This is a genomic window from Hyphomicrobium sp. DY-1 (assembly GCF_047497105.1).
In the GTDB taxonomy this organism is placed as follows: domain Bacteria; phylum Pseudomonadota; class Alphaproteobacteria; order Rhizobiales; family Hyphomicrobiaceae; genus Hyphomicrobium_B.
Genome location: NZ_CP134870.1, coordinates 1,702,663 through 1,727,613 on the forward strand (window position 1 = coordinate 1,702,663; position 24,951 = coordinate 1,727,613).

Consider the following 24,951-nt stretch of genomic DNA (forward strand, 5'->3'; position numbering starts at 1 on the left):
AGCTATGTGCGGCATCGTCGGATTATTTTTGAAAAAACCAGAAATGGAGCCGCAGCTCGGAGAGCTTCTCTCGAAGATGCTCTCGACGATGTGCGAGCGCGGTCCGGATTCGGCAGGTTTTGCAGTTTACGGGGCGGCTGAAGACGGTCGCACGAAGGTCACCTTGCAATCGGCAAATGCCAAGAGCGACTTCGCAAAGCTCCAGGCCGCTTTGGCGAAAGACAAGAAGGTAGACGCCAAACTCACGGTAAAGGACACCCACGCTGTCCTGAGCATTCCGTCGGACAAGCTTGACGACATCAAAGCCCTGCTCGCCGCCGAGTTCCCTTCGATCCGGACCATGGCGACGGGCGAAAACATCGAAATCTATAAGGAAGTCGGCTATCCGACGGAGGTCGCGAAGCGTTTCGATCTCGCGCATATGTCCGGCACGCATGCTATCGGCCACACGCGCATGGCGACGGAGTCGGCGGTGACGACGCTTGGCGCGCATCCGTTCTCGACGGGTGCCGACGAATGCCTCGTGCACAACGGTTCGCTGTCGAACCACGCGAGCCTTAGGCGCGAACTCGTCCGCGACGGCATGACGTTCAACACCGAAAACGACACCGAAGTTGCTGCGTCGTATCTCACTTGGCGCATGAAGCAGGGCATGAACCTCGGTGAGGCGTTGGAAAAGAGCCTCGACGATCTCGACGGTTTCTTCAATTTCGTTGTCGGCACCAAGGAAGGCTTCGGCGTCGTTCGTGATCCGATCGCCTGCAAGCCGGCCGTCATGGCTGAAACCGACGACTATGTCGCGTTCGGCTCGGAATATCGCGCGCTCGCTGGTCTGCCTGGAATCGATAAGGCTAAAGTCTGGGAGCCTGAACCCGCAACCGTTTATTTCTGGCAACGCTGATGCAGCAGTTAATTGGGGAACTCATGCGTACGTTCGATCTCGCCAAGAGTCCGTTGCGCGAACTTAACGAAGAGCTGCACCGGCAAAAAGACGGCTCCAACGAAGCCCAGTGGGAAGTGCTCAATCCGCGCGGCGGTCACGCGATCGCCGTGGGTCTCGACGCGCCGATCAAAGTCGATGTGCTTGGTAGCGTCGGTTATTACTGCGCCGGCATGAACAAGAAAGCGACCGTCACGGTGCACGGCTCTGCCGGGCCTGGCGTTGCCGAAAACATGATGTCGGGCAAAGTCGTCATTAAAGGCGATGCCAGCCAGTACGCGGGCGCGACTGGCCATGGCGGCCTGCTCGTCATCGAAGGCAATGCATCGTCACGGTGCGGCATTTCGATGAAAGGCATCGATATCGTCGTTAAAGGCAATATCGGTCATATGTCGGCATTCATGGCGCAGTCTGGGCATCTGGTCGTGCTCGGCGACGCGGGCGACGCGCTCGGCGATTCGATCTACGAGGCGAAGCTGTTCGTGCGCGGAAAAGTGAAGAGCCTCGGCGCAGACTGCATTGAAAAGGAAATGCGGCCCGAGCATCACGAAGCGCTCTCGAAGCTTCTCGAAGGGGCCGGAATCACGGACGCGAAGACCAGCGAGTTTCGGCGGTACGGTTCCGCACGCAAGCTCTATAACTTCAACATCGACAACGCGGATGCTTACTGATGTCGCCGAAGATCCCGCTTACAACGCCGCGCCCCTCGGCGACCTTTGACGATTACACGCTGTCGGAAATCCGACGCGCTTCAGCTACGGGTATTTACGATATCCGCGGTGGTGGTGCGAAACGCCGTGTCCCGCACTTCGACGATCTCCTGTTTCTAGGAGCTTCGATGTCGCGATACCCGCTTGAGGGCTATCGTGAAAAGTGCACCACGACGGTAACGCTCGGCACGCGGTTCGCCAAAAAGCCGATCGAGCTTAAGATCCCGATCACGATTGCAGGCATGAGTTTCGGCGCGCTGTCGGCGAATGCGAAAGAAGCGCTCGGACGCGGTGCTTCGATTGCTGGCACTTCGACGACGACCGGCGATGGCGGCATGACGCCGGAAGAACGCGGCCAGTCGAAAACGCTCGTCTATCAGTATTTGCCGTCACGTTACGGCATGAATCCAGATGATCTGCGCAAAGCAGACGCGATCGAGATCGTTGTCGGCCAGGGCGCGAAGCCCGGCGGCGGCGGCATGCTGCTCGGTCAGAAAATCTCGGATCGCGTCGCAGAAATGCGCAATCTACCGAAGGGCATCGACCAGCGCTCGGCCTGCCGTCATCCCGACTGGACTGGTCCCGACGATCTCGAAATCAAGATCCTTGAGCTGCGCGAGATCACGAACTGGGAAAAGCCAATTTACGTGAAGGTCGGCGGCACGCGTCCCTATTACGACGTGGCCCTCGCGGTCAAAGCAGGCGCCGACGTTATCGTTCTTGACGGCATGCAGGGCGGCACGGCGGCCACGCAGGAAGTGTTCATCGAACATGTCGGCCTCCCGACGCTGGCTTGCATCCGTCCGGCGGTGCAGTCGCTGCAGGATCTCGGCATGCATCGCAAAGTGCAGCTGATCGTTTCCGGTGGCATTCGCAACGGCGCCGACGTCGCCAAAGCTCTTGCTTTGGGTGCCGACGCAGTTTCGATCGGTATCGCGGCGTTGGCCGCTCTCGGCGACAACGATCCGGCGCTCGAAGCGGAATACGAGAAGCTCGGCTCGCGCGCCGGCTGCTACGACGACTGGCATGAAGGACGTGACCCTGCCGGCATCACGACGCAGGATCCAGAACTGTCGAAGCGTCTCGATCCGGTTCGTGCCGGCCGTCGGCTCGCCAACTATCTGAAGGTCATGACGCTCGAAGTGCAAACCATCGCGCGCGCCGCCGGCCACAACAACATTCACAATCTCGAGCCAGAAGATCTCTGCGCCTTGACGATCGAAGCTGCGGCGATGGCACGTGTGCCGCTTGCCGGAACATCGTGGATCCCCGGGGTGACCGGAGCGGGCGGCTTTTAAGCCGCCCCTTTTTTCGCCGGTCGGGAAAGCACTCATAAAAATGAAACGCAAGCGTTGAGGACAGACAGTATGGCTCAGGATCTTGCCCAGCTCGCCAAAGAGCGTGGCATCCGTTACTTCATGATTTCATACACGGACCTTTTCGGAGCCCAGCGCGCAAAGCTGGTTCCAGCTGCGGCGATCGCCGATATGCAAAAAGACGGCGCGGGCTTCGCGGGCTTTGCGACTTGGCTGGATATGACGCCGGCTCATCCCGATCTGTTCGGCATGCCGGATGCATCGTCGGTCATCCAGCTGCCTTGGCGCAAAGACGTAGCTTGGGTTGCGGCAGACTGCGTGATGGAAGACAAGCACGTTCCCCAGGCTCCGCGCGTCGTACTGAAGAAGCTGATGGCAGAGGCGGCTGAGCTTGGGCTTTACGTCAAGACCGGCGTCGAATGCGAATTCTTCCTGATCTCGCCTGAAGGCACTGAGATTTCCGACGACAAGGATAACGCCTCGAAGCCCTGCTACGATCAGCAGGCCCTGATGCGCCGCTACGACATCATCGCAGAGATCTGTGATAGCATGCTCGAACTGGGCTGGGGTCCCTATCAGAACGACCACGAAGACGCCAATGGCCAGTTCGAAATGAACTGGAACTTCGACGATGCGCTGGTGACGGCCGATCGCCACTCGTTCTTCAAGTTCATGACGCGCTCGATCGCTGAAAAGCACGGCCTGCGCGCAACCTTCATGCCGAAGCCTTTTGCCGGCCTAACCGGCAATGGCTGCCACGCTCACATCTCAGTGTGGGACAAGGACGGCAAGACGAACATGTTTTACGACGCGGCCGACGAAATGGGGCTCTCGCAGCAGGGCTACCACTTCCTTGGCGGCATCATGAAACACGCCGAAGCGCTCGCAGCGATCACGAACCCGACGGTCAACTCGTACAAGCGTATCAACGCGCCGCGGACGCTCTCGGGCGCAACGTGGTCGCCGAACTCGGTGACCTGGACGGGCAACAATCGCACGCACATGGTTCGCGTTCCGGGTAAGGGTCGTTTCGAGTTGCGGCTACCGGACGGCGCGGCAAACCCCTATCTGCTTCAAGCCGTCATCATCGCTGCAGGTCTCGATGGCATCCGCAGCAAGGCGGATCCGGGCAAACGCCTCGACATCGACATGTACCAGCTTGGCCATACGGTAACGGATGCACCGCGTCTGCCGTTGAACCTACTGGACGCAATCCGTGCGTTCGACAAGGACACGTCGCTCAAGAGCGCTCTCGGCGACGAGTTTGCTGCGGCCTACATCAAGCTCAAGACCGACAATTGGAATTCCTATGCCTCCCACTTCACGGATTGGGAACGCGCACATACACTGGACTGCTAAAACAGCGTTTCTTAAGTCTTGCCGCAAAAGCTAAGCCCCGGCTATTTCGGCCGGGGCTTTTTTTCGGCGTAAGCCATGCTTCACGAGAGTGGCGTTGTCCAGACGGACATTGTCCGACCCGCGCGGCTGTGGCAAATTCCGGCCCATATTCATTGGTTAAGCGGCTCGCGTCGCGATGCGACCGAGGAAGCCGAGTCAAATGTCGACAAAAACCACTCGTGCCGCATGTGGTGTTCGCGTGGTGGCGAGCACACTTTCCACCGAGGAAGCCGTTTCAGCCGCACGCGCCGAACTTGCAGATGGTGTCTTTCAACACATCATCGTTTTCTTTTCGATCAAGCATGACCCAGAGGTTCTCCTCAAGGCGCTGCAGCAGAATTTCCCGGATGTCACCGTTTCGGGTTGCAGCACGGCCGGTGAAGTCGGCCCGCTCGGCATGACGCAAGGCGGGATCGTCTTCATCGCGTTCCCTGAGAAGGGCTTTCGAGTGATGAGCGAAGTTATCCCGGACATCGACAAAGGCGGCGTGGAACGCGCTTCTGAAATTGCGCGGCGCTTACGGGTGCAAATGATCACCGGCGTCTCGCGCGCGGCGAAAGAAAACATCTTTGCGCTCGTACTCGTCGACGGATTGTCCGATCGAGAAGAACCGCTGACGGCGGCGCTGCACTGGTCACTCGAGGACATGGAACTCTTGGGCGGCTCTGCCGGCGACGGATTGGCGTTTCAGCGTACCGCCCTCATTCATCGCGGCAAGCTCATCCGGGGCGGCGCCATTCTATTCGTGATCGAAACATCCACACCATTTCGCGTTTTCAAGACGCAGAACTTCGAACCGACTCCGATCAAGCTTGTAGTTACGGCCGCGGACAGCGAACACCGCATTGTCTACGATCTCAATGCCGAACCTGCGGCCAGTGAGTACGCATCTGCCATTGGCGTATCACTTGACGATCTCGGTCCATTGAGTTTCGCGACTTATCCGCTCGTCGTAAAAGTGGGGGGAGAGTATTACGGTCGCGCAATTCGGAACATGAACCCGGATGGCAGCTTATCGTTCCTTTGTGCAATCGACGAAGGTCTGGTTTTCACCGTCGGGCGGCCGCGTGATATGGTTCAGTCGACGTTGGAAACGTTCAAACAAGTTGATGCCGCGTTAGGCGGCATCGATTTTGTTCTCGGGTTCGACTGCTTCTTGAGACGGATCGATGCCGAAACCGGGCAACTCCGCCACAAAGTCGAGGAGATTTATGACCGATATGGACTTGCTGGCTTCCAGACTTATGGCGAGCAGTTCAACGCCATGCACCTCAATCAAACTTTGACGGGCATAGCGTTCTCAAAGCCGCACGGTAGAATTGAACCGCCATGAACGACGAAGAGGATCCGGCAGAGAAGTTGCCGACGCGGCAATCCGACCTTCGTCGCGCCGTCGACAAGCTTCGTAAGATTAATGCGGCGCTGATGAAGCGCGTTGAGCATTCGATGGATCAGCAGGCGAGTTCGTTTTCGCTGTTTCAGACGGCGATCAATCAGGAAGCGCAGATCAGACGCAGGACCGAAGAACTCAACCTTGCACTGACGAAGCTGGCGCACACCAACATCGAGCTGAGCCAAGCGCGCGACGAGGCCGAGCGCGCCAATACCTTCAAGACCCGCTTTTTCACAGCCGTCGGGCACGACTTGCTGCAACCGCTGCACGCGGCGCGGTTGACGCTCTCTGAGCTGACCGATGCGCAGCACGAGGCGGACAACAAGCGCCTCGCTCAAAACATCTCGCACGCGCTCGTCAGCATCGAGGAACTTTTGACCAGTATCCTCGATATCTCGAAACTCGAGGCTGGCGTCTTCGTGCCGAATATTCAGACTGTCGTTCTCGAAGCGATCTTCGAACAGGTCGCCAACAGCCTTGAGCCCGTGACGCGGCGCAAGGGTCTGCGTTTCCGCTGGCGGCCGACGGATCTGGCCGTCCGCTCCGATCCTCTCATGCTTCGCCGGATCGTGCAGAATCTTCTCGCGAACGCCGCACACTACACCGAACATGGCAGTGTTCTTCTGGCGGCCCGTCCGCGCGGCAACGAGGTCGTGATCGAAGTGTGGGATACTGGTCCCGGCATACCACAGCAGGAGCAGTATCGCATCTTCGAGGAATTCCAGCGCGGCACCGCATCGGAGCGCTCGGGCGGCACGGGCTTTGGGTTGGGGCTTGCGATCGTACGGCGCATGGTCGATGCCCTTGGGCACCGCCTGGAATTACAATCGCGCGTAGGTCATGGCTCGCGATTCTCGGTCTATGCGCCATCCGCATCGACCCCGAAGAGACCGCTGCCCCTCACCGATGCCGTCAGGGACGAAACGGATTCCTTGGTCTCGCGGCAGGTCATCATCGTCGACGACGATCTCGACGTGCTGACGGCCATGCAGTCGCTGCTGACGCGTTGGGGGGCCGATGTGCGCCCGGCGAGAGATCTTGAGGATGTTAGCGAAATTCTTTCCGACCCGGATTTTTCTCCGGCTATCGTGCTGGCGGACTATCACCTGAAGGAAGGTCATTTTGGCATCGATATCGTGCGCAGCATTCGCAACCGTCTCGCGGTGGACATTCCCGCTATTTTGATCACAGCGGATCGCACGCAGGACGCAGCGGAGGCGGCGTTACGCTCGCGCTGCGAATTGCTTCTAAAGCCTGTTCGTCCGGGCGAATTACGGGCGTTGATGAAGCACCTGCTCGGCTAGACGATTTGCCGGATGCGCTAGGCTATCCGCCATTCGCATCGCCAAGAATGATGCTGAAATCGATTTTCTGGGCTTCGATCACGGCCTGCGTGCGCGAGGATACATTGAGCTTGCGCAAGATTTCCGAGACGTGAGCCTTTACCGTCGTTTCCTCGATTTGAAGCTCGTGGGCGATCTGCTTGTTCAGCAACCCCTGGCGCAGCATCTTGAGAACGCTCAGCTGCTTCGGGGTGAGCGTTCGCAACCGCCGCACGACATCGTCGCGCGTTTCGGACGTCGGCATCTCCGGCGGCCGATAGCCTTTTGGCAGCGTTAGCGAGCCCTCAAGAACGTCTTTGATGGCTGCTGCGATCTCTCCACGGTCTGCCGACTTCGAAATGAAGCCTGCCGCGCCGTAGCGCATCACGTCTTGGACGATGCGAGGATCTTCAAGGGCAGAAACGACAACAATCGGAAGACGGGGATACAGCGTCCTGAGTTCAAGCAGGCCATCGAAGCCACGAATGCCGGGCAGGGCGAGATCAAGCAGCACGACGTCGAACGGGATGCCGCTGTCGAGCTGGATTTTCGCCGCCTCAATCGAGATTGCAGAATTGGTGGTGGTATCGGGAAATGCGCTCGTGATCGCTCTTTGAAGGGCTTCGACAAAGAGGGGATGATCGTCAACGATCAATATGTGCGCCGGCACAGACAAGTTTTACCTCCAGAATGCCATCGAAGCCTTCTTGCGAAGGTTCAATGTTGGGGTCCGAGAGCCGCTATCCTGCGGCAAACGAACGCAGAATTGTCTTTAACTCCTGAAGGTATTGAGCAACAAACAGGACTTTGGTCGTACCCGTCTCCGACATGGCACGAGCAATAGTTAGGACGCAGATTAACTACGCTCTAATCACGGCGCCAGCACCTGTCGTTTTCAGCGAAGGTAAACTTGTAGTGTCATCCCTTACGCGGCTTGGCGCGAGCCGTCGCCAGAGCCGTTGCAGGGTCCTCGGGCCAGACGTGCTTGGGATATTGCCCGCGCATATCCGCCCTGACCGCACGCCATGAGCCCGCCCAGAAGCCCGGAAGGTCGCGTGTAATCTGAATCGGACGGTGTGCCGGCGACAGCAAATGAAGCGTGAGCGGCAAACGTCCACGCGCGATGGCAGGATGCTCCTTGAGGCCGAAAAGCTCCTGCACGCGAATGTGCAGCGCCGGGGCATCATCCGATTCGTAGTCGAGCGGATGGCGGTTGCCGGTGGGTGCGGTGAAATGCGTCGGCGCTTCATCATCGAGGCGGACGCGCATTTGCCGCGGCAGCAGCGCATTGAGCGCCGTCTCCAGCGTCTCGGCGTCAACGTCCGTCGTTCGCGTTTTGCCGAGCAGGAACGGCGACAGCCAATCGTCGATGGTCGACGCGAGAGCGGCATCAGACAAGTCCGGCCAGGTTTCATCGTTGCGGCGGAGAAACGAGACGCGATTGCGGAGCTGAAGCTGCGCTTTCGTCCAGGGAAGTGCCGCAACACCGATATCGGCAAGGCCGCGAGCAAGCACGGCCATAACGTCATCGCCGTCTTTGACCGGACGCGTTTCGCTTTTCAGAACGATAGCGCCAAGGCGCCGGGCCCGACGAGCCCGAACCGCACGCGCGTCTTTGTCGAAATAGATCTCGTCGCGAGATTCGATCGCATCCGAAGCGATCGCTTCGATTTCGGCCTCGTCGGTCGCAAGCGCCAGCATGATGCGTGTCGCGGCTGCACGGCCCTGCATCTCGGCGACGACAACATATTGCGCTGACGCCAAGTGCTGGTGCTCGTCGATCTGACCGGCTCGGCCGTTTGCAAGCAGAAAGTTGCCGCGTTTGCCGCGGCTTTTGGCGATACGTTCGGGATAAGCAAGCGCCAGCAGAGCGGCAGGCGATTGCACGCGACTTTCAAGTAGGTCTGTTGAAGCCGTGCGCGCCCACTGACGCGCGAGCGCACGCATGCCTTCTGCTCGCTGCGAACGGTCGCGGCGGAAATTTTCAAGGCGCTGCGCAAGATCGATGTCGTTGCCGCCGATGCCGCGTTCGACAAGGATTGCGGCGATCTCGGCAGCGAGGCTCGCGTTGCCAAGCTCACCGCCTTTCATGATCATACGCGCCAAGCGCGGCGGCAAAGGAAGCATGCGCAGCCGCCGGCCTTCGCTGCTGATGCGTCCATCGGGATCAAGCGCGCCAATGGCTTCCAGACCGGCGCGGGCCGCAGCGAGCGGACCCTCGGCAGGAGGATCGAGCCAAGAGAGCGTACGCGGGTCGTTCGCACCCCATTCGGCGCAATCGAGCAGTAAACTCGAAAGATCGGCGGCGCGAATTTCCGGATCGGCAAAGGGCACAAGACCTTGCGTCTCAGGTTCGTCCCACAGCCGATAGCACACGCCCGGTTCCGTTCGTCCAGCCCGCCCGCGACGCTGATCGGCTGAGGCGCGCGAGACGCGAACGGTCTCAAGCCGCGTTATGCCGACGTCCGGCTCGTAGCGGGGAACGCGGGCGACACCGCTGTCGATGACGACGCGGACACCGTCGATCGTTATCGACGTTTCGGCGATCGACGTCGCCAACACGATCTTGCGACGACCAGGCTTCGCCGGAGAAATAGCGCGGTCCTGCGTCGCCGGGTCCAAGCCGCCATAGAGCGGAACGACATCAATGTTCGACGGCAACGCCTGATCCGCCAAACGCTCCGCGACGCGCGCGATTTCGCCTTGTCCGGGAAGAAATACCAATATCGACCCCAGCTCGCTCGAAACCGCGCGGCGCACGGCACCAACGACGTCGTCCTCAAGTCGCGCGGGGCTTCGACCGAGGTATCGCGTCTCGACGGGGAACGCACGCCCTTCGCTTTCGATGATCGGCGCTTCGCCCAGCAGCTTCGCGACAGATCGCGTTTCAAGCGTCGCCGACATCACAACGATCTTGAGATCGGGCCTGAGCGCCGCACGCGCGTCTAGTACCAACGCCAGCCCGAGGTCGGCGTCGAGTGAGCGCTCGTGAAACTCATCGAACAAGACGGCGGCTACGCCCTTCAGCTCTGGATCATCGAGGATCATGCGCGTAAAGACGCCTTCCGTGATCACTTCAACAGCGACACGCGGACCTGTCCTGGAATTGAGGCGGGCACGTAGCCCGACATCTTCACCGAGACGGCTGCCGACTGTCGCCGCCATGCGCTCAGCAGCGGCCCGCGCGGCGATCCGCCGAGGTTCGAGCACCAGGATCTTTCCGCCCGCGCGCCATGGCTCATCAAGCAATGCGAGCGGTACGCGCGTCGTCTTGCCCGCGCCGGGTGCGGCAACGAGCACGGCTACGCCATGCGTGCGAAGCGCCGCGCGCACGTCACCGAGCACGGCATCAATCGGCAGGGGTTCGGCGAAAGAGCGATCAGTCATAGGCGGTGGACATACGCCAGCGCGGCGACAAATCAAGCCGGTTGGCAGTCGCTAAACCGCCGACGCAGCAGCTTTTCGGATCGCCTCAATGTTGGCGCGATAGCTGGCTTCGGTGCCGCCCTTGAACACAGCCGAGCCAGCGACGAGCACATTGGCACCGGCTTTGGCGACGAGCGGCGCGGTTTCCGGCGTAACGCCACCGTCAACCTCGATATCAATCGGACGATCGCCGATGAGGGCTTTCACGCGCCGGATCTTCTCGACAACGGCAGGAATGAACGACTGACCACCGAAGCCCGGATTGACACTCATCAGCAAAATCAGATCGAGGCGATCGAGGACGTATTCGATGACGCTTTCGGGCGTCGACGGATTAAGCGAAACACCGGCCTTCTTGCCGAGCGCGCGAATGGCCTGGAGAGACCGGTCGAGATGCGGACCGGCTTCGGCGTGAACGGTGATGATGTCGGCGCCAGCGGCTGCGAAATCAGCCAGATACGGATCGACCGGCGCGATCATCAGATGGACGTCGAAAACCTTTTTCGATGTTCCGCGCACCGCTTTGATGACAGGCGCGCCATACGTGATGTTCGGCACGAAATGACCGTCCATCACATCGCAGTGAATCCAATCGGCGCCGGCGGCATCTATGGTCCGAATCTCGTCGCCAAGCTTGCTGAAATCGGCCGACAGAATGGACGGGGCAATCAGGAGGGGGCGTGACACAGGCTACCTTTCGAAGGAGTTCGTTCAAATGACGCGACGGCGCCGCTCGACGAGCTGAAGAATAAGCGGCGTCAAGATCAACTGCATCGCGAGATCAAGCTTACTACCGGGGATCACGATGGAATTGGCGCGCGACATGAAGCTATCGTGGATCATGGACAGCAGGTACGCGAAATCGATTCCACGCGGTTCCTTGAAACGAATAACGACCATCGATTCATCGTTGGTCGGAATCCAGCGCGCGACGAAGGGATTTGATGTATCGACGGTCGGTATGCGCTGGAAGTTGATATCCGTCTCTGCGAACTGGGGGCAAATGTATTGAACGTAGTCGGGCATCCGCCGCAAAATGGATTGCGTCACTTCTTCAGTCGTGTATCCGCGCTCAGTCCGATCGCGTCGAATTTTTTGAATCCATTCAAGATTTATGACCGGGACAACGCCAATCTTGAGATCCGCGTGTCGCGCAACATCATGTTCGGGCGTAACGACGGCGCCATGTAGTCCTTCATACAAAAGAAGATCGGTGCCAGGCTCGATATCTTCCCATCGCGTGAACGTACCAATCGGTGTCCCATACGTGTTCGCCTCGTCGTCGTCGTGGACATAGTGGCGATAAAGCCCCTTTCCGCTTTCCGCATAAGTGCGAAACAACTTCTCGAGGTCTTCGATAAGGTTTGCCTCGATGCCGAAGTGGCTGAAATTATGATTGCCGCGCTTTGCTGCGGCCTTCATCGCTTTTTCCATGCCGCAACGGTCGTAGCGATGAAAGGCGTCCCCCTGGACGAACGCCGCCTTTACCTTCTCACGATGAAAAATGTAGTCGAAGGTTTGCTTAACCGACGTCGTTCCGGCGCCGGAGGAACCGGTGACGGATATGATCGGATGCTTAATGGACATGGATGGGACTCGATGCGCCTCTGTTCATGGAATTAGGGTGAAGCTCTGAACAGGCCTCGGCGGCCGAAGAGCGGCGAATGATCTCCCTTGAACTCCTGACCACTATAGATGCGCATCACTCGGTCCACCTCATCTCGTGAACCGCAGATCAGCGGCGTCTTTTGATGCAGAGCCGCCGGAATAACGTCAAGGACGCGTTCTCGTCCCGTCGTCGCGCGCCCACCCGCCTGCTCCACGATCCATGCCAGCGGATTGGCTTCATACATCAGGCGAATGCGGCCCTGATGGAAGCCTTTTCGGCGATCTCCCGGATAGAGGTAAATGCCGCCGCGCGTCAGGATACGGAAAACGTCCGCAACTGGCGAGCCCGTCCAGCGCATGTTGAAATCGCGGCCGCGCGGACCATTGGCGCCATTTTCACAGTCGTGGATGTAAATGCGGATTGGATCGTCCCAGTGGCGCGCGTTGGAAGCATTGATCGCATATTCCTGCGCCTCGGAAGGAATAGAAACGTTGCGCGTTGTCAGATGGTAAACCTGTGTCGCCCGATCGAGCGCGAAGATCTGCGTGCCGTGCCCGACTGTGAGCGCCAACACCGTCTGGGGACCATACACGAAGAACCCGGCGGCCAGCTGGTGCGAGCCGGGGCGCAAGAACGCCGCCTCACCCTCCGCCGACGGATGGCGCGGCAGGATCGAGAAGATCGTACCGACCGAGACGTTGGCTTCGACGTTTGATGAGCCGTCGAGAGGATCGGTCGCGACGAGCAGCGGCGCATTCTTTTGCAGCGTGATCGGAAGTTCTGCTTCTTCGGAGGCTAAAGCCGCGACAGGAACCGCGCCCAAAGCTTGGACCATCAGATCATTGGCGAGGATATCTATTTCTTTCTGCTCGTCACGCTCGCCAGCGCGCGCGACGACCCGACCCAACCGATGATCGAGCGCGCCGCGGCCAATCAGTTCCGAAAGACGGATGCTGGCATCGGCGATGGCGAGCACGGTTTCCGAAACCTGGCCGCGCGTACGGCCTTCCAGCGTCCAGTTCGAAAGATATTCACTAAGCGTCGGGAGACCCATTATGCCCTTCCAGCGCCCGCCTGCCCTGATGACCAGCGCTTAATCTAACCGTAAGTGGCATTGAGAATCGAGACAGCACTTTCTTCAAACCCGTGCATAGGCGCGCGCTGCCGCACTTTTGCTGGGGTGCAGCATAGATTTCTCGGCGCGCCGAGTTGTAGGCGCGGATGGCGCCCTCAACTGTTAATCAAATGCGCAAATTATCCGCTGGTTCAGACGTCGAACTCTTCGATCTTGGAAAAGGCTTGCCGCAACGCGTCCGACCAGGCGTTCGATAGATTGCGGAAATATTCGTCGTCGGCGCTGATCCGCTTTTCGCGCGTCACGTCGAAGGTATCTCGTTCGTAGATGACAAGATCGATCGGCATGCCGACCGACAAGTTGGAGCGTAAGGTCGAGTCAAACGACAGCAGCATCAGCTTGGCCGCCTCACCGAGGCGCATGTCGGAGCGCGCGACGCGGTCGAGGATTGGCTTGCCGTACTTATGCTCACCGATCTGGAAGAATGGCGTGTCATCGGTCGCCTCGATGAAGTTGCCTTCCGGATAGATCTGGAACAGGCGCGGGCGCTCGCCCTTGATCTGGCCGCCGAAAATGAAATTGGTGTTGAAGCCAAGCTTGCTGGCTTCAAGCGCAGCTCCGTCGATACTGCGCGCCTCGCGCACAGCGTCTCCGACCACGCGGGCGGCGCGGTACATGTTCGGCGCCGTGAAGAGGGTCGTCACCTCATCGTCGGTCTCTTGCGAGAGATGTTCGTTGATCAAGCTGACAACCGCCTGAGTCGCCGCGAGATTGCCAGCGCTCAGAAGCACGAACACGCGCTCGCCCGGCTGCCGCCAGAGCTGAAGCTTTTTGTACTGCGCGATGTTGTCGACGCCAGCGTTGGTCCGCGTGTCGGCTGCAAACACGAGGCCGCGCTCCAGGCGGAATGCTACCGCGTATGTCATGCAATCGTCTCCGAAGTCGGCAGGGCCGCTATTGTTGCTGGCTGCTCTGCTGCTGAACTTCGACGATGACGTCAAGCTCTTCGTTTGCAACCCCTCGGCGAGAACCACGAATTGGAGCCGCAAAAGTCGCATCGAGGCCGGTTGCCAGGCGTACATATTTTTCGGTCGGGCAGACGCCATTCGCCGGGTCGAAGCCGACCCAGCCTAAGCCCTCAAGCCAGACTTCGGCCCAGGCGTGGTTGGCATCGGCGGGTTCATCACCCCCCGTCAGCAGGTAGCCGCTGACATAGCGGGCCGGAATGCCTATCGACCGCGCCGCGGCGATGAAGATATGAGCGTGGTCCTGGCAAACGCCTTTGCCTTCCGCCAGCGCTTCGGCAGCGGTCGTATGCGCACCGGTGGAACCGATCTTGTAGTCGATGGCGTCGCGGACGCCATGCATCAGGTTGTGCATGCCGCGAATGTCGGCCTTGGCTCCGGCATCCCGCTGGAGCGCTATGATATCCTCGGCCGCCATCGTCTTGGGGGTGAAGCGGCGGTAGACGCGGAGGGGGGCCGGGTCCATCAGTCCGCGCACGATTCCGGCGCGGTCTTCGGTATCCACGACGCCCTTGGCGATAATCAGCGATTCGGAATGCTCTTCGGTGCAACTCGCGAGATGCACCATATTGCCGAAGCCATCGCGGAACGGCTTCACCGCATCGACGCCGGGAGCGCTGATGCGCCATTCGATGACACGCTGGCCTTGAAACGACGGAGGCGTGAGACGGAGCGCGAGAACGGAATACTTCGTCGGCTCGCTGTAGACGTAACGCGAAACATGCCCAATCGAAATACGCATCGTCGGAGCCTCAATCGCTGAAGTGGTAGGCGGCGGAGATCTCGTTACCGAGCTTATTGTTGCGGGCAATGAAGTCCTGCACGAACTCGTGCAGGCCCGATTGGAAGATGTTGCGAATGTCGGCCTCCAACAGAAGGTCGCGGGTGGATTCCGCCGTCGTCTGACAATCGTGACGGGCGCCATAGAACACCGCGAGATCGCGGAGCGCCAACGTCAACTCATCGTAGCACGAGCGCAGCGACCGCGGCATCTGCCGATTGAGGATCATGAAATCGGCAATCTTGAGCGGCCGATAGTGGTCCTTGAAAACCCAGCGATAGCTACGATGCGCCGAGACGGAGCGAAGAAGCGCCGCCCACTGATAGTTGTCCTTTTCGCTGCCGACCATCTCGCTCGACGGCAGGAGATGATAGTATTTCACATCGAGAATGCGCGCGGTGCTGTCGGCGCGCTCGATGAAGGTGCCGACCTGACTGAAATAGAATGTGTCGTTGCGCAAAATCGTGTTCAACATGGCGCCGCGATAGAGCGCGGAGCGTGAACGCACCCAATCGAGAAGTTCAGGAAGCGAATTCGATGTGATCGCCACCGGGCGAATGGCGGAAAACTCCAGCCACGCACTGTTCAGGCTTTCCCACATTTCCCGCGTCAGGGCCGTGCGTTGGGCGCGGCCGTTGCGGCGCGCGGCGGCGAGACACGACGCAATGCTCGACGGATTCGACGTGTCGAAGAGCATGTAGTCAATCACGTTCTGCGAGATCAGCTCACCGTGACGCTGCACATAGCCTTGCAGGCATCCGGCGCTCTCTAGCGTCGATCGCCATTCCTCGTGAAAGCCTTCACCCTCGCGCGGTAGCAGCACGATGCGGTAGCCAACCTCAAGGAGGCGCGCCATGTTTTCTGCGCGCTCGATATAGCGCGACAGCCAATAAAGGTCGTTTGCGGTACGTCCAAGCATTCCGAAGCTATTCCTGCAGCACCCAAGTGTCCTTCGTGCCGCCGCCCTGACTTGAATTGACGACGAGCGAGCCTTTCTTCATGGCTACGCGCGTCAGCCCTCCGGGCATCAAGCGCACCTGATCGCCGATGAGCACAAAGGGGCGCAGATCGAGATGCCGAGGCGCCACGCTGGTATCGGCGAGTGTCGGGCAAGTCGATAGCGAAAGCGTCGGCTGGGCGATATAGTTTTTGGGATTGGCAATAAGCTTAGCGCGAAATGCCTCGATCTGCTCGGTCGTCGATTTCGGACCGACGAGCATCCCGTATCCGCCGGAACCGTGGACTTCTTTGACGACGAGTTCGGCGAGGTGATCCAGAACGTATTTCAGGCTGTCGGGCTCGCGGCAGCTATACGTCTCGACGTTGGGCAGGATCGGGGCCTTGCCCGTATAAAACTCGATGATCGCCGGAATGTAGCTGTAGATCGCCTTGTCGTCGGCGATGCCGGCGCCCGGCGCGTTGACAATCGTCACCCGGCCCGACCGGTAGACATCGAAGATGCCCGGCACGCCCAGAAGCGACGTCGGTTCGAAAACGAGCGGATCGAGGAAGTCATCGTCGACACGGCGATAGAGCACGTCGACGCGCTTCAATCCCTCGGTCGTTTTCATGCGCAAGAGGCCGTCAATGACAACGAGATCGGAGCTTTCGACGAGCTCGACGCCCATCTGATCGGCGAGGAACGAGTGTTCGAAATAGGCGCTGTTGTAAACGCCCGGCGTCAAGAGGGCGATCGTCGGCTCGGCGTCGAGATTGCCCGGAGCAACGCTTTCGAGCGTCTTTAGGAGCGCATCGGCATAATTGTCGACGGGTCGCACGCGGTTGCGGCTGAAGAGGTCGGGAAAGAGATGCATCATCGTCTCACGGTTCTCGAGCATGTACGAGACGCCGGACGGGGTGCGTGTATTGTCTTCGAGAACCATGAACTCGTTTTCGCCGGTGCGGACGAGATCGACGCCGATAATGTGGCTATAGATTCCGCGCGGCGGATCTACGCCGATCATCTCCGGCAGGAAGGCGGAATTCTGGACGACGAGTTCCTCCGGGATCTTACCGGCCTTCAGGATCTCCTGGCGGTGATAGATATCGTACAGGAAGGCGTTGAGCGCGCGAACGCGCTGTTCGATCCCAAGTTCGAGGCGCCGCCACTCGTCGGCGGCAATGATGCGCGGCAGAATATCGAAGGGGATCAGACGCTCGCCGGCTTCTTCTGCACCGTAGACCGCAAACGTGATGCCCGAGCGCCGGAACAAAACCTCGGCTTCAGCGGATTTTTGTCGGAGTGTATCGAGGTGTTGGACACCGAGCCATTCAGCGAATGCTTTATACGGTGGCCGCACCTCGCCGCCGAAGCCGTTCATTTCGTCGAATGGCGCGCCCAAGTCCACCCTCCCGTTTAACGAGTCTTTTCGGATCGGCATCGCAAAGCCCAGGCCAATTTACGCGAAGCCCGGAATTGCTGCATCTGTCTATTCACATCAGCATCTATTTGCTTCCGAAATATGCACCTTCGGCCAAGTCCCGCATAAAATTGCGGCAGGGAGGTCCGGCGTAGAGCAATCAGGTTCCTGCGTGACCAGCGACCTCGGGAATGGCGACCGCTGAGCGGGCCTTTAATCCCCAGGCAGTGGTGACGCCAAGAAATCCCATCGATACGCCGGCCATTAGCAAAACCCACGTTGATCCCAACCCCGTCAAGCCGATGCCATAAACGACCGGTCCGAAGGCTTGCCCCAAAAACATGAAGAATGCATGCATGGCGACGGCCGATCCCCTGTTATGGGGGGCTAGTTCCGTCGCCTGCGTCTGCAGCGAGTTATGGATCATATAGAAGCCGACGCCGACGATCAGGAACGTCGCCATCTCGCGCGGCCACGACGTTCCCAAAGACAGAAGCGCTAGACCAATCCCCGAAACGATGCCACCCGCGAGGATAAGCTTGTAAAATCCAAGCCGTCCGAGCATCAGGCGGACGAGGGCGGTGTAGACAAAACCGCCAAAACCGAAGCCAGCAAGCACGAAGCCGGCTTCTTTCAGGCCGCCTGCGCCGCGCTCTTCGAGAAGAATTGCGACGTATGGAAACAGTCCGAAAATCACGATGCCCTCGGCGAAGACTGCAGCGAAGCAGACAACCGAGCGTGGATTTGCAAAGACAGCGCGATAGCCGTCGATAAATTCCTTGAGGCTCGGGGCCTGGCGCTGAACGCCGGGAGCCGGACGCAATTGCCAAAGCGTGACGACGAACGCAATCAGCGCCAGCGACGTCGCGCCAGCGGTGGCGACACGCCATCCAAACATCGAAGCGATGAGGCCCGAGCCGATCGAGCCCGTTAACTGTCCCGCTATGATCGCCGTCAGAACACGCGAGAGCGCAATTTGGCGTTCGGACATCGGAAAGCGATCGCCGACGATGGCAAACGCCAAAGGAATAATGCCGCCAGCAGCCGCGCCGCCTACGAGCCGGGCCACGGAAAGCGACGCGAATGTCGGAGCGAGCGCCGAGGCCGCGAGGCACAAGGCGAGCACGGCAAGCGCGATCTTAATAATGCGAGCCTTGCCGAAGGCATCCCCAAAAGCGCCGAGGACTGGCTGGGCTAGAGCATAGGGAAAGGCATAGAGAGACGCCAGCATCGCCACCGACGCCGTATCAATGGCGAGATCGCGGGCAATATCGGGCACGACGGGATCAATGATCCGCATCGACATCGAGCTGACGAAACAACTGGTGGCCAGGATGGCGAGAAGGCGCATTCGGGATCGATTGTATGGATCGAAAAGTGCGGACTTCCTAACAGAAGCGGGGCAGATCGCGGTACGACCTGCCCCGTATGGCTGATATGTATCAGAAATGGGCGACTCCGCTGCGCGGAACCTGCCGAATTTCTTGGATTAGAACAGACCCTGGATCTGGCCCTTGTCGTCGAGGCGGATCGAGTCGGCTGCCGGCACCTTCGGCAGACCCGGCATTGTCATGATCTCGCCGGTAACGACGACGACGAATTCCGCGCCAGCCGAGAGGCGAAGCTCCCGGACCGGGACAATGTGACCGGTGGGCGCGCCGCGCTTCGAGGGGTCGGTTGAGAATGAGTACTGGGTCTTTGCCATGCAGACCGGCAGATGGCCGAAGCCCGCGGCCTCCAGGTCCTTGAACTGGTTCTCGACGCTGGCGTCGCAGGAAATGTCGGCCGCGCGATAAATTTCGGTTGCGATCGTCTTGACCTTGTCACGCAGCTTCATGTTGTCAGGATAAAGCGGCTTAAAGTTCGCCTTGCCCTCATCAATCACCTTAACGACATGGTTGGCCAGCGCTTCGGTGCCCTTGCCGCCGTCGGCCCAATGGGTGCACAGGAATGCCTTCGTACCCATGCTCTCGGCGGCCTTCTGCACTTCAACGATTTCCGCGTCGGTGTCGGTGATGAATTTATTGACCGCGACGACGGCCGGGACGCCGAACTTGTTGACGTTCTCGATGTGACGCTTAAGGTTTTCGCAGCCCTTGGCGACGGCAGCGGCATTTTCGGCCTTGAGGTCGTCCTTGGCGACGCCGCCGTGCATCTTCAGCGCACGCACCGTTGCAACGATAACGACGACCGATGGTGCGATACCGGCTTTACGGCATTTGATGTCGAAGAACTTCTCAGCGCCGAGATCAGCGCCGAAACCGGCTTCGGTCACGACATAATCAGCGAGCTTCATTGCAGTCTTTGTCGCAAGCACGGAGTTGCAGCCGTGGGCGATGTTGGCGAACGGGCCGCCGTGGATGAAGACCGGGTTGTTTTCGAGCGTCTGCACGAGGTTCGGCTGCAGCGCGTCTTTCAGCAGCACCGTCATGGCACCGTCAGCTTTCAAGTCACGCGCGCGAATGGGCTTCTTGTCGCGGGTGTAGGCGACGATGATGTTACCGAGGCGTGTTTCGAGATCCTTGATGTCGCGCGACAGGCAGAGGATCGCCATGACTTCCGACGCCACCGTGATGTCGAAGCCATCTTCGCGCGGGAAACCGTTCGAGACGCCACCCAGCGAATTGACGATCGTGCGCAATGCGCGGTCGTTCATGTCGAGGACGCGCTTCCAACCGATGCGGCGCTGGTCGATGCCGAGCGCGTTGCCCCAATAGATGTGGTTGTCGATCAGCGCCGACAGTAGGTTGTGGGCGCTGGTGATGGCGTGGAAGTCGCCCGTGAAGTGCAGGTTGATGTCTTCCATCGGCACGACCTGGGCGTAGCCGCCGCCGGCCGCGCCACCCTTCACGCCGAAGCACGGTCCGAGCGAAGGCTCGCGCAGTGCAGCGATGGCCTTCTTGCCGATATAGTTAAGGCCGTCGCTCAGGCCGACGGTCGTCGTCGTCTTGCCTTCGCCGGCAGGCGTCGGGCTGATGGCCGTTACGAGGATGACCTTGCCGTCCTTGTTGCCTTCGATCTGCTTGATGTACTCGGAAGAGACCTTGGCTTTGGTCCAACCATAGGGAACCAACGCCTCGGCGGGCACACCGACCTTTGCCGCGACTTCGGCGATCGGTTTCAGCTTCGCTTCGCGCGCAATCTCTATGTCGGACTTCACGGTCACGGATTTTTCCTCCTAGAAATCTTTTTTTATTGGGTGAAAAACTTATGTGCTTCGGGCTGATGACGACGTTCAGTTGTGGTCGTGAAATTGCCAAGCGCCTATGGACGAATCTCGGATAGGTGATCGGCGATATCCATGCGCTGATGCCTCAGTTGGCGCCGTCACGCAAGGTCTACTCAACGTCGCGGGGGAGACTAGCCGTTGGTTGAGTAAATCGGCGCCGCACAATGATGCAGTGCGATGACAAGATCTACGGGAGCAACGATCTCTATACGGATTTACGGGGGACGTCGTGTTACACCAACAGACAGAGCGGATCGCAGAAGCAGCAGGCTTGCGTTATAAGACGCTCCGTAAACGCATTTACGAGATCATCGAGACCGGACAGGGCGACGACAAGGCGAGCAAGCTCTTCGATAGCTTCATTGTCGTTCTTATTCTGCTGAACGTCGCCGCATTCGTCGCCGAAACGGTGCCATCGCTCGAGGCTGCCTGGCGGCCCTGGTTTCATTGGTTCGAAGTGTTTTCCGTAGCGATCTTTACTATCGAATACGGGCTCCGACTTTGGACTGCTACCGAAGTGCCGTATCTCAACCGAAAGCACCCGTGGAAGGCGCGGCTCAATTTGGCGTGTCATCCGGCGCTGATCATCGATCTGTTGGCATTCCTTCCATTCTATCTGAGCGCGATCGTGTTGATCGATCTGCGTATCCTCAGAACGCTGCGGCTGTTGCGGTTCTTGAAACTGTCGCGCTACTCGCCGGCGATGTACACGCTGATCCGCGTGCTTTCGAACGAGCGCAAGGCGCTGGCGGGCGCTGGCCTGCTTCTCGCAATGGCTCTGCTCTTCTCTGCGACTTTGATGTACTACATCGAAGGAAACGCTCAGCCGGATAAATTCGGGACCATTCCAGAAGCGGCCTGGTGGTCGATCGCCACGCTTACGACGGTTGGCTACGGCGACGTGACGCCCATTACTGCCCTGGGCAAACTCATTGGTAGCGTCACAATGGTAATGGGTCTTTGCATCCTCGCATTGCCTGTCGCCATCATCTCGACCGGCTTTGCCCAAGAACTGCAAAGGCGGGACTTCGTGATTTCCTGGTCTTTGATGTCGCGTGTGCCACTACTGGCGCGTCTCGACGCCAAAGAAGCCTCTGAAATTATGCCGTTATTGGAAGCGCACAACCTGCCCCCGAACGTCGAAGTCGTGAAAAAGGGTTCTCCGGGTGACGCTATGTATTTCATCGCGTCGGGACGGCTTGAAAAGCTCAAGGACGGTCAACGCCACGTCTATTCCGTCGGCGACGTTTTCGGTGTGGAGACAATGTTTGAAAACAGTCCGCATGGAGAGGCTATCATAACGTCGTCACGGTGCCGCCTGCTGAAGTTGCAGCGCGAGGATTTTCATAGGTTGGCATCGAAGCAGCCGCGTGTTGCCTCGCACATTCGCAGGCTTGCGACCGGCGATCTCCGTGATGCCTCCTAGACGGCGGGCGACCCAACGCGTCTCGACATAAAAAAACAGTGGGCTTGTGGCCCACTGTTTCCATGAAACTCGAAATGCTTCGAGACTTACTTCACGGTGCAGGACTTCGTCTTTTTGTCCCACGTGCCCTTCGCCTTTTTGCAGGCAGCCTTCGTCTTCGGGGCATCGGCGGCGTTGGCCATAACCGGAGCCGCAACCGACATCAGAAGACCGGCCATCACAGCAGCGCTCAAAATCTTGGAAATCATAAAGTCTCTCCTTCGCATCTCAGCCGGCCATTGCGGCCGGTCAGCCAAGGCTGAATACGGAAGGTTCTTTGCCGGTTTCTGGCGGCCAGAATACATTTGCGTAAGGTTGCAACGCGCGCTGATCAAATTCGCGGAAACAGAATGAATTATTGCTTGTGCTCAAGCAGATAATTCTTGTCGAAATTTCGATAGGCAAACACAGCGCAGCAGGCTGAAATAATCAGCCCACGGCCCTTACGACCAGGACGGTCGCATTATCCTGATATGGCTCACGGATCGCTTCGATCGAGCGAATGATGGCCCTGGCGACCGCCGCCGCGCCGTCTTTCGCGTAACCCTGGATCAGGCGGGCGATCTCATTCGTTTCGAGCGTCGCGATGCCATCGCTCGCCAGCAAGACGTAATCGCCGGGTTCGAGTTTCAACGGCTGGCGGGAAACGTCCAGCAGGTCAATTTCCTCCCCCGTTACGGCTGAGCGCAGCATATGTCGGCGCGGGTCGTGACGTGCCTCTTCGGCCGTCAGCTTTCCCTCAGCAACCATGCGATCGAGTTCGGGCGCGAGCGAGTGATCTTCGTTCAGAAGCGCGACCTCGCCGCGGCGGAAGAGGAACAGCGGACTGTCCCCGACGCTCACCCATTCGACGCCGAGCGGACTGAAGGCGGCGCCGATTAGAGTCGAGCCCATCCCAGCGAGCAGCGGGTTCTCTGCAATCTTCGTTGCGAGGGCGGCGTTGGCGGCCCCCAGCCCGGCGATGAGCCGCTCGCTCACCTCGCCTTTCGCAGCGGAGGCGGATTGCAGAAAATGATCGCACACCATTTGGCTTGCGAGCGCACCTCCGGTATGGCCACCCATGCCGTCGGCAAGAACGGCCAAACCCGCCCGGTCGTAGCCCGGCCCTTCGCTTGACAATACGATGGGCTCGCCGCCGTCCGATAGAAACGCGGCTGTATCTTCCTGATAGTCGCGAGCTCCGCGCGTTGCGGCGACTGCATGCTCGAACGGCGGCATTCGATCCTTAAGCTTCGGAAATCTCTGACCAGTCAAAATCGCTTCCGCAGAACGGCAGGAAAGCGACTTGCGTGCGCCCGAGCGTTATGACGTCCATCGGCTGCAGCGGCACGGGGCCTGCCGGTCGCTTGTCGTTCACAGAAACGACATTCGTCTTAGCAAGATTTGGCACGAAGAGGAAAGTCCGATCCGTCGAATCGTAGCGCAGGTAGGCTTGCGCCTCGTTCGAGATGGCATCATCGCCGAAATCCAGCGGAATCCTGTTGTCACGCGAGCGGCCAAGCGTGTTGTTGCCCTCGAAAATCGGGCGAAAAGAGCCAAGGCCGGGGCCGCCGACAACGATCAGAAAGCCGACGACGGGGTCGCGCTCGAAAACGCCGTGCTCGATTTTTTGCTTGCCGCGCACCAGAACGGTGCGGGCCGGAGCCTCGGTATCGAGCTCCGCCTCGACTTTTCGCGGCTTCGAGGGTTCGGCACGGATCACGCGCGTGGTCGGCGGCGAGTCGGCTTCTTTTTCTTTCGACAGGCCGAAGCGTTCCGGAATTTTGGGTTCGGGACCGGTGCGGGCAAGACGTGCGGCCTCTTCGGCGCTCAGACTGTCAGATGCCGCTGCCACCGGGATGGGTTTTGGCTCCTCGCTCCGAGCGGCCGGAACCGGAGGTGATGCAACCGGCTGAACCTGTGCGGGGGCCGCGACCCCCGCGGCTGGAGCTGTTTCGTCGCGACCGGCTGCCATCAGTGCGTCCCTCAATGAGCCCAGAAATTTATGAGGCTTACCGCCCTTCACTTCGTTGCCTGCGGTGGTCTCGCCCCGTTCGATTGCCATCGACACATCTCCCTCTGATTTCGACAGGCGCAGATTTCCGCCGAATCGCGCCGCAGCGTTTTGATACGCATGAACTGGAACCTGGACAGAACCTTGGCGACAACGCGAGTATTACCTAGCGCCGGCACGAAAACGAAGCTTTCCCGGGCCAAGCTGGATGAGGTCGCCATCGTGGAGGCGGGCTTCGCAGCAGCGGCGGCCGTTGACGATCAAGCCGTTGCTCTCGACGCCCGTTAAATCGGTGATAAGCCAATCATCGTGATCTTCGCGATGAATGGCAGCGTGATAGCGGTGCACATAGCGGCTCGGAATGCGAATGTCGTTATCATCCTCGCGGCCAATTCTCAGCATATCGCGCGGAATTGCGCATCTCATGCCGCGACCGTTCTCGATTTCGATGAATGGCATGCGGCGCGGAATGACCGGCCCGTGCCCGACGTCGGCATCGAAAGCATCGGCGCGGCCGGGCTTTGGCTTGTAGATGCGCGTGGCGTCTTTTGAACGGGTGAGCGGTTTCGATAGCCGGGCCAAGCCAGCGACGATCGGCAGGGCGACCGCGAGCAGCAGGCCAACAGTCAAAGCGGGCGCAACGCGATAGCTGTCATGAAAAAGAGCGTTGAGGCGCGTCGCGATCGGGCCGGACGAACCAAGCAAATCGTTTGCTGCGCCGTGCGACGACAGCATTGTCAAGACTGCCGCCGGAACGAGAATCGCCGTACCGGCTATAGTGACTCGTTTCAAACGTGACCGCGCGTGCATCATGATGATTCGGGTTCCCATCGCGCCAGGCAGATTTGGTGAGGAGATGTCGGCGGCAACATGGCTGGAAAGCGACACCGCGAGGATTTATTCATCAGG

22 protein-coding genes are annotated in these 24,951 nt (G+C 59.4%); 7 read left to right on the forward strand and 15 right to left on the reverse strand.

Going from position 1 to position 24,951, the window contains the following annotated elements; genetic code table 11:
• Positions 1–4 precede the first annotated feature (4 nt).
• The 6 genes from RLW41_RS08060 (at position 5) to RLW41_RS08085 (ending at position 7,061) form a co-directional block, all read left to right on the forward strand.
• The gene (locus tag RLW41_RS08060) at positions 5–901 is read left to right on the forward strand and encodes a class II glutamine amidotransferase (protein WP_409561356.1); all 897 of its coding nucleotides are present in this window, start codon (positions 5–7) and stop codon (positions 899–901) included.
• 23 nt (positions 902–924) lie between these two features.
• Positions 925–1,611, forward strand: coding sequence for a GXGXG domain-containing protein (locus RLW41_RS08065; protein ID WP_013949963.1), 687 nt, complete (start codon positions 925–927; stop codon positions 1,609–1,611).
• On the forward strand, positions 1,611–2,948 hold the full coding sequence (locus RLW41_RS08070; protein ID WP_409561357.1) for an FMN-binding glutamate synthase family protein: 1,338 nt from the start codon (positions 1,611–1,613) through the stop codon (positions 2,946–2,948). The genes RLW41_RS08065 and RLW41_RS08070 overlap by 1 nt, the downstream gene beginning before the upstream one ends.
• Before the next feature lie 69 nt (positions 2,949–3,017).
• Positions 3,018–4,325 (forward strand): type III glutamate--ammonia ligase, encoded by a 1,308-nt coding sequence (gene glnT, locus RLW41_RS08075; RefSeq protein ID WP_409561358.1) that lies wholly within the window; start codon positions 3,018–3,020, stop codon positions 4,323–4,325.
• Between the two features lie 199 nt (positions 4,326–4,524).
• Complete coding sequence (locus tag RLW41_RS08080; protein WP_414464158.1) at positions 4,525–5,697, forward strand: FIST N-terminal domain-containing protein; 1,173 nt, start codon at positions 4,525–4,527, stop codon at positions 5,695–5,697.
• On the forward strand, positions 5,694–7,061 hold the full coding sequence (locus RLW41_RS08085) for an ATP-binding protein (protein ID WP_414464159.1): 1,368 nt from the start codon (positions 5,694–5,696) through the stop codon (positions 7,059–7,061). Before RLW41_RS08080 ends, RLW41_RS08085 begins: the two co-directional genes overlap by 4 nt.
• A 22-nt stretch (positions 7,062–7,083) precedes the next feature.
• Here the strand turns inward: RLW41_RS08085 and RLW41_RS08090 are convergent, their stop codons facing one another.
• From RLW41_RS08090 to RLW41_RS08140, 11 genes are all read right to left on the reverse strand, one after another.
• Positions 7,084–7,755 (reverse strand): response regulator transcription factor, encoded by a 672-nt coding sequence (locus tag RLW41_RS08090; RefSeq protein WP_414464160.1) that lies wholly within the window; start codon positions 7,753–7,755, stop codon positions 7,084–7,086.
• Positions 7,756–7,997: 242 nt separating this feature from the next.
• Positions 7,998–10,466: an ATP-dependent helicase HrpB gene (gene hrpB / locus RLW41_RS08095; protein WP_414464161.1), complete on the reverse strand. Its 2,469-nt coding sequence runs from the start codon at positions 10,464–10,466 to the stop codon at positions 7,998–8,000.
• A 51-nt stretch (positions 10,467–10,517) separates the two neighbouring features.
• Positions 10,518–11,192, reverse strand: coding sequence for a ribulose-phosphate 3-epimerase (gene rpe / locus RLW41_RS08100; protein ID WP_409561362.1), 675 nt, complete (start codon positions 11,190–11,192; stop codon positions 10,518–10,520).
• A gap of 24 nt (positions 11,193–11,216) precedes the next feature.
• A complete protein-coding gene (locus RLW41_RS08105) occupies positions 11,217–12,092 on the reverse strand; it encodes a phosphoribulokinase (protein WP_409561363.1) in 876 nt (291 codons plus the stop codon).
• A gap of 32 nt (positions 12,093–12,124) precedes the next feature.
• The gene (locus RLW41_RS08110) at positions 12,125–13,168 is read right to left on the reverse strand and encodes a class 1 fructose-bisphosphatase (protein WP_409561364.1); all 1,044 of its coding nucleotides are present in this window, start codon (positions 13,166–13,168) and stop codon (positions 12,125–12,127) included.
• 212 nt (positions 13,169–13,380) lie between these two features.
• The gene (locus RLW41_RS08115) at positions 13,381–14,115 is read right to left on the reverse strand and encodes a proteasome-type protease (RefSeq protein ID WP_013949973.1); all 735 of its coding nucleotides are present in this window, start codon (positions 14,113–14,115) and stop codon (positions 13,381–13,383) included.
• Between the two features lie 28 nt (positions 14,116–14,143).
• Positions 14,144–14,956, reverse strand: a complete 813-nt coding sequence (locus RLW41_RS08120) for a transglutaminase family protein (protein WP_414464162.1) — start codon at positions 14,954–14,956, stop codon at positions 14,144–14,146.
• 10 nt (positions 14,957–14,966) lie between these two features.
• Positions 14,967–15,914, reverse strand: a complete 948-nt coding sequence (locus tag RLW41_RS08125) for an alpha-E domain-containing protein (RefSeq protein ID WP_013949975.1) — start codon at positions 15,912–15,914, stop codon at positions 14,967–14,969.
• 7 nt (positions 15,915–15,921) lie between these two features.
• Positions 15,922–17,316 (reverse strand): circularly permuted type 2 ATP-grasp protein, encoded by a 1,395-nt coding sequence (locus RLW41_RS08130; protein ID WP_414464579.1) that lies wholly within the window; start codon positions 17,314–17,316, stop codon positions 15,922–15,924.
• 199 nt (positions 17,317–17,515) lie between these two features.
• Entirely contained in the window at positions 17,516–18,706 is a 1,191-nt protein-coding gene (locus RLW41_RS08135) for an MFS transporter (protein ID WP_414464163.1), read from the reverse strand.
• 138 nt (positions 18,707–18,844) lie between these two features.
• Positions 18,845–20,521, reverse strand: a complete 1,677-nt coding sequence (locus RLW41_RS08140; protein WP_414464164.1) for a formate--tetrahydrofolate ligase — start codon at positions 20,519–20,521, stop codon at positions 18,845–18,847.
• A gap of 292 nt (positions 20,522–20,813) precedes the next feature.
• Here RLW41_RS08140 and RLW41_RS08145 point away from each other — a divergent pair, with 292 nt between their 5' ends.
• Positions 20,814–22,010 (forward strand): cyclic nucleotide-gated ion channel, encoded by a 1,197-nt coding sequence (locus RLW41_RS08145; protein WP_414464165.1) that lies wholly within the window; start codon positions 20,814–20,816, stop codon positions 22,008–22,010.
• Between the two features lie 86 nt (positions 22,011–22,096).
• Here RLW41_RS08145 and RLW41_RS08150 read toward each other — a convergent pair whose 3' ends face one another.
• The 4 genes from RLW41_RS08150 to RLW41_RS08165 form a co-directional block, all read right to left on the reverse strand.
• Positions 22,097–22,258, reverse strand: a complete 162-nt coding sequence (locus RLW41_RS08150) for a hypothetical protein (RefSeq protein WP_409561369.1) — start codon at positions 22,256–22,258, stop codon at positions 22,097–22,099.
• Positions 22,259–22,478: 220 nt separating this feature from the next.
• Complete coding sequence (locus tag RLW41_RS08155) at positions 22,479–23,267, reverse strand: PP2C family protein-serine/threonine phosphatase (protein WP_414464166.1); 789 nt, start codon at positions 23,265–23,267, stop codon at positions 22,479–22,481.
• A 7-nt stretch (positions 23,268–23,274) separates the two neighbouring features.
• Positions 23,275–24,093 (reverse strand): FHA domain-containing protein, encoded by an 819-nt coding sequence (locus RLW41_RS08160; RefSeq protein WP_414464167.1) that lies wholly within the window; start codon positions 24,091–24,093, stop codon positions 23,275–23,277.
• Positions 24,094–24,204: 111 nt separating this feature from the next.
• Positions 24,205–24,834 (reverse strand): FHA domain-containing protein, encoded by a 630-nt coding sequence (locus RLW41_RS08165; protein WP_414464168.1) that lies wholly within the window; start codon positions 24,832–24,834, stop codon positions 24,205–24,207.
• Between the last annotated feature and the right edge of the window lie 117 nt (positions 24,835–24,951).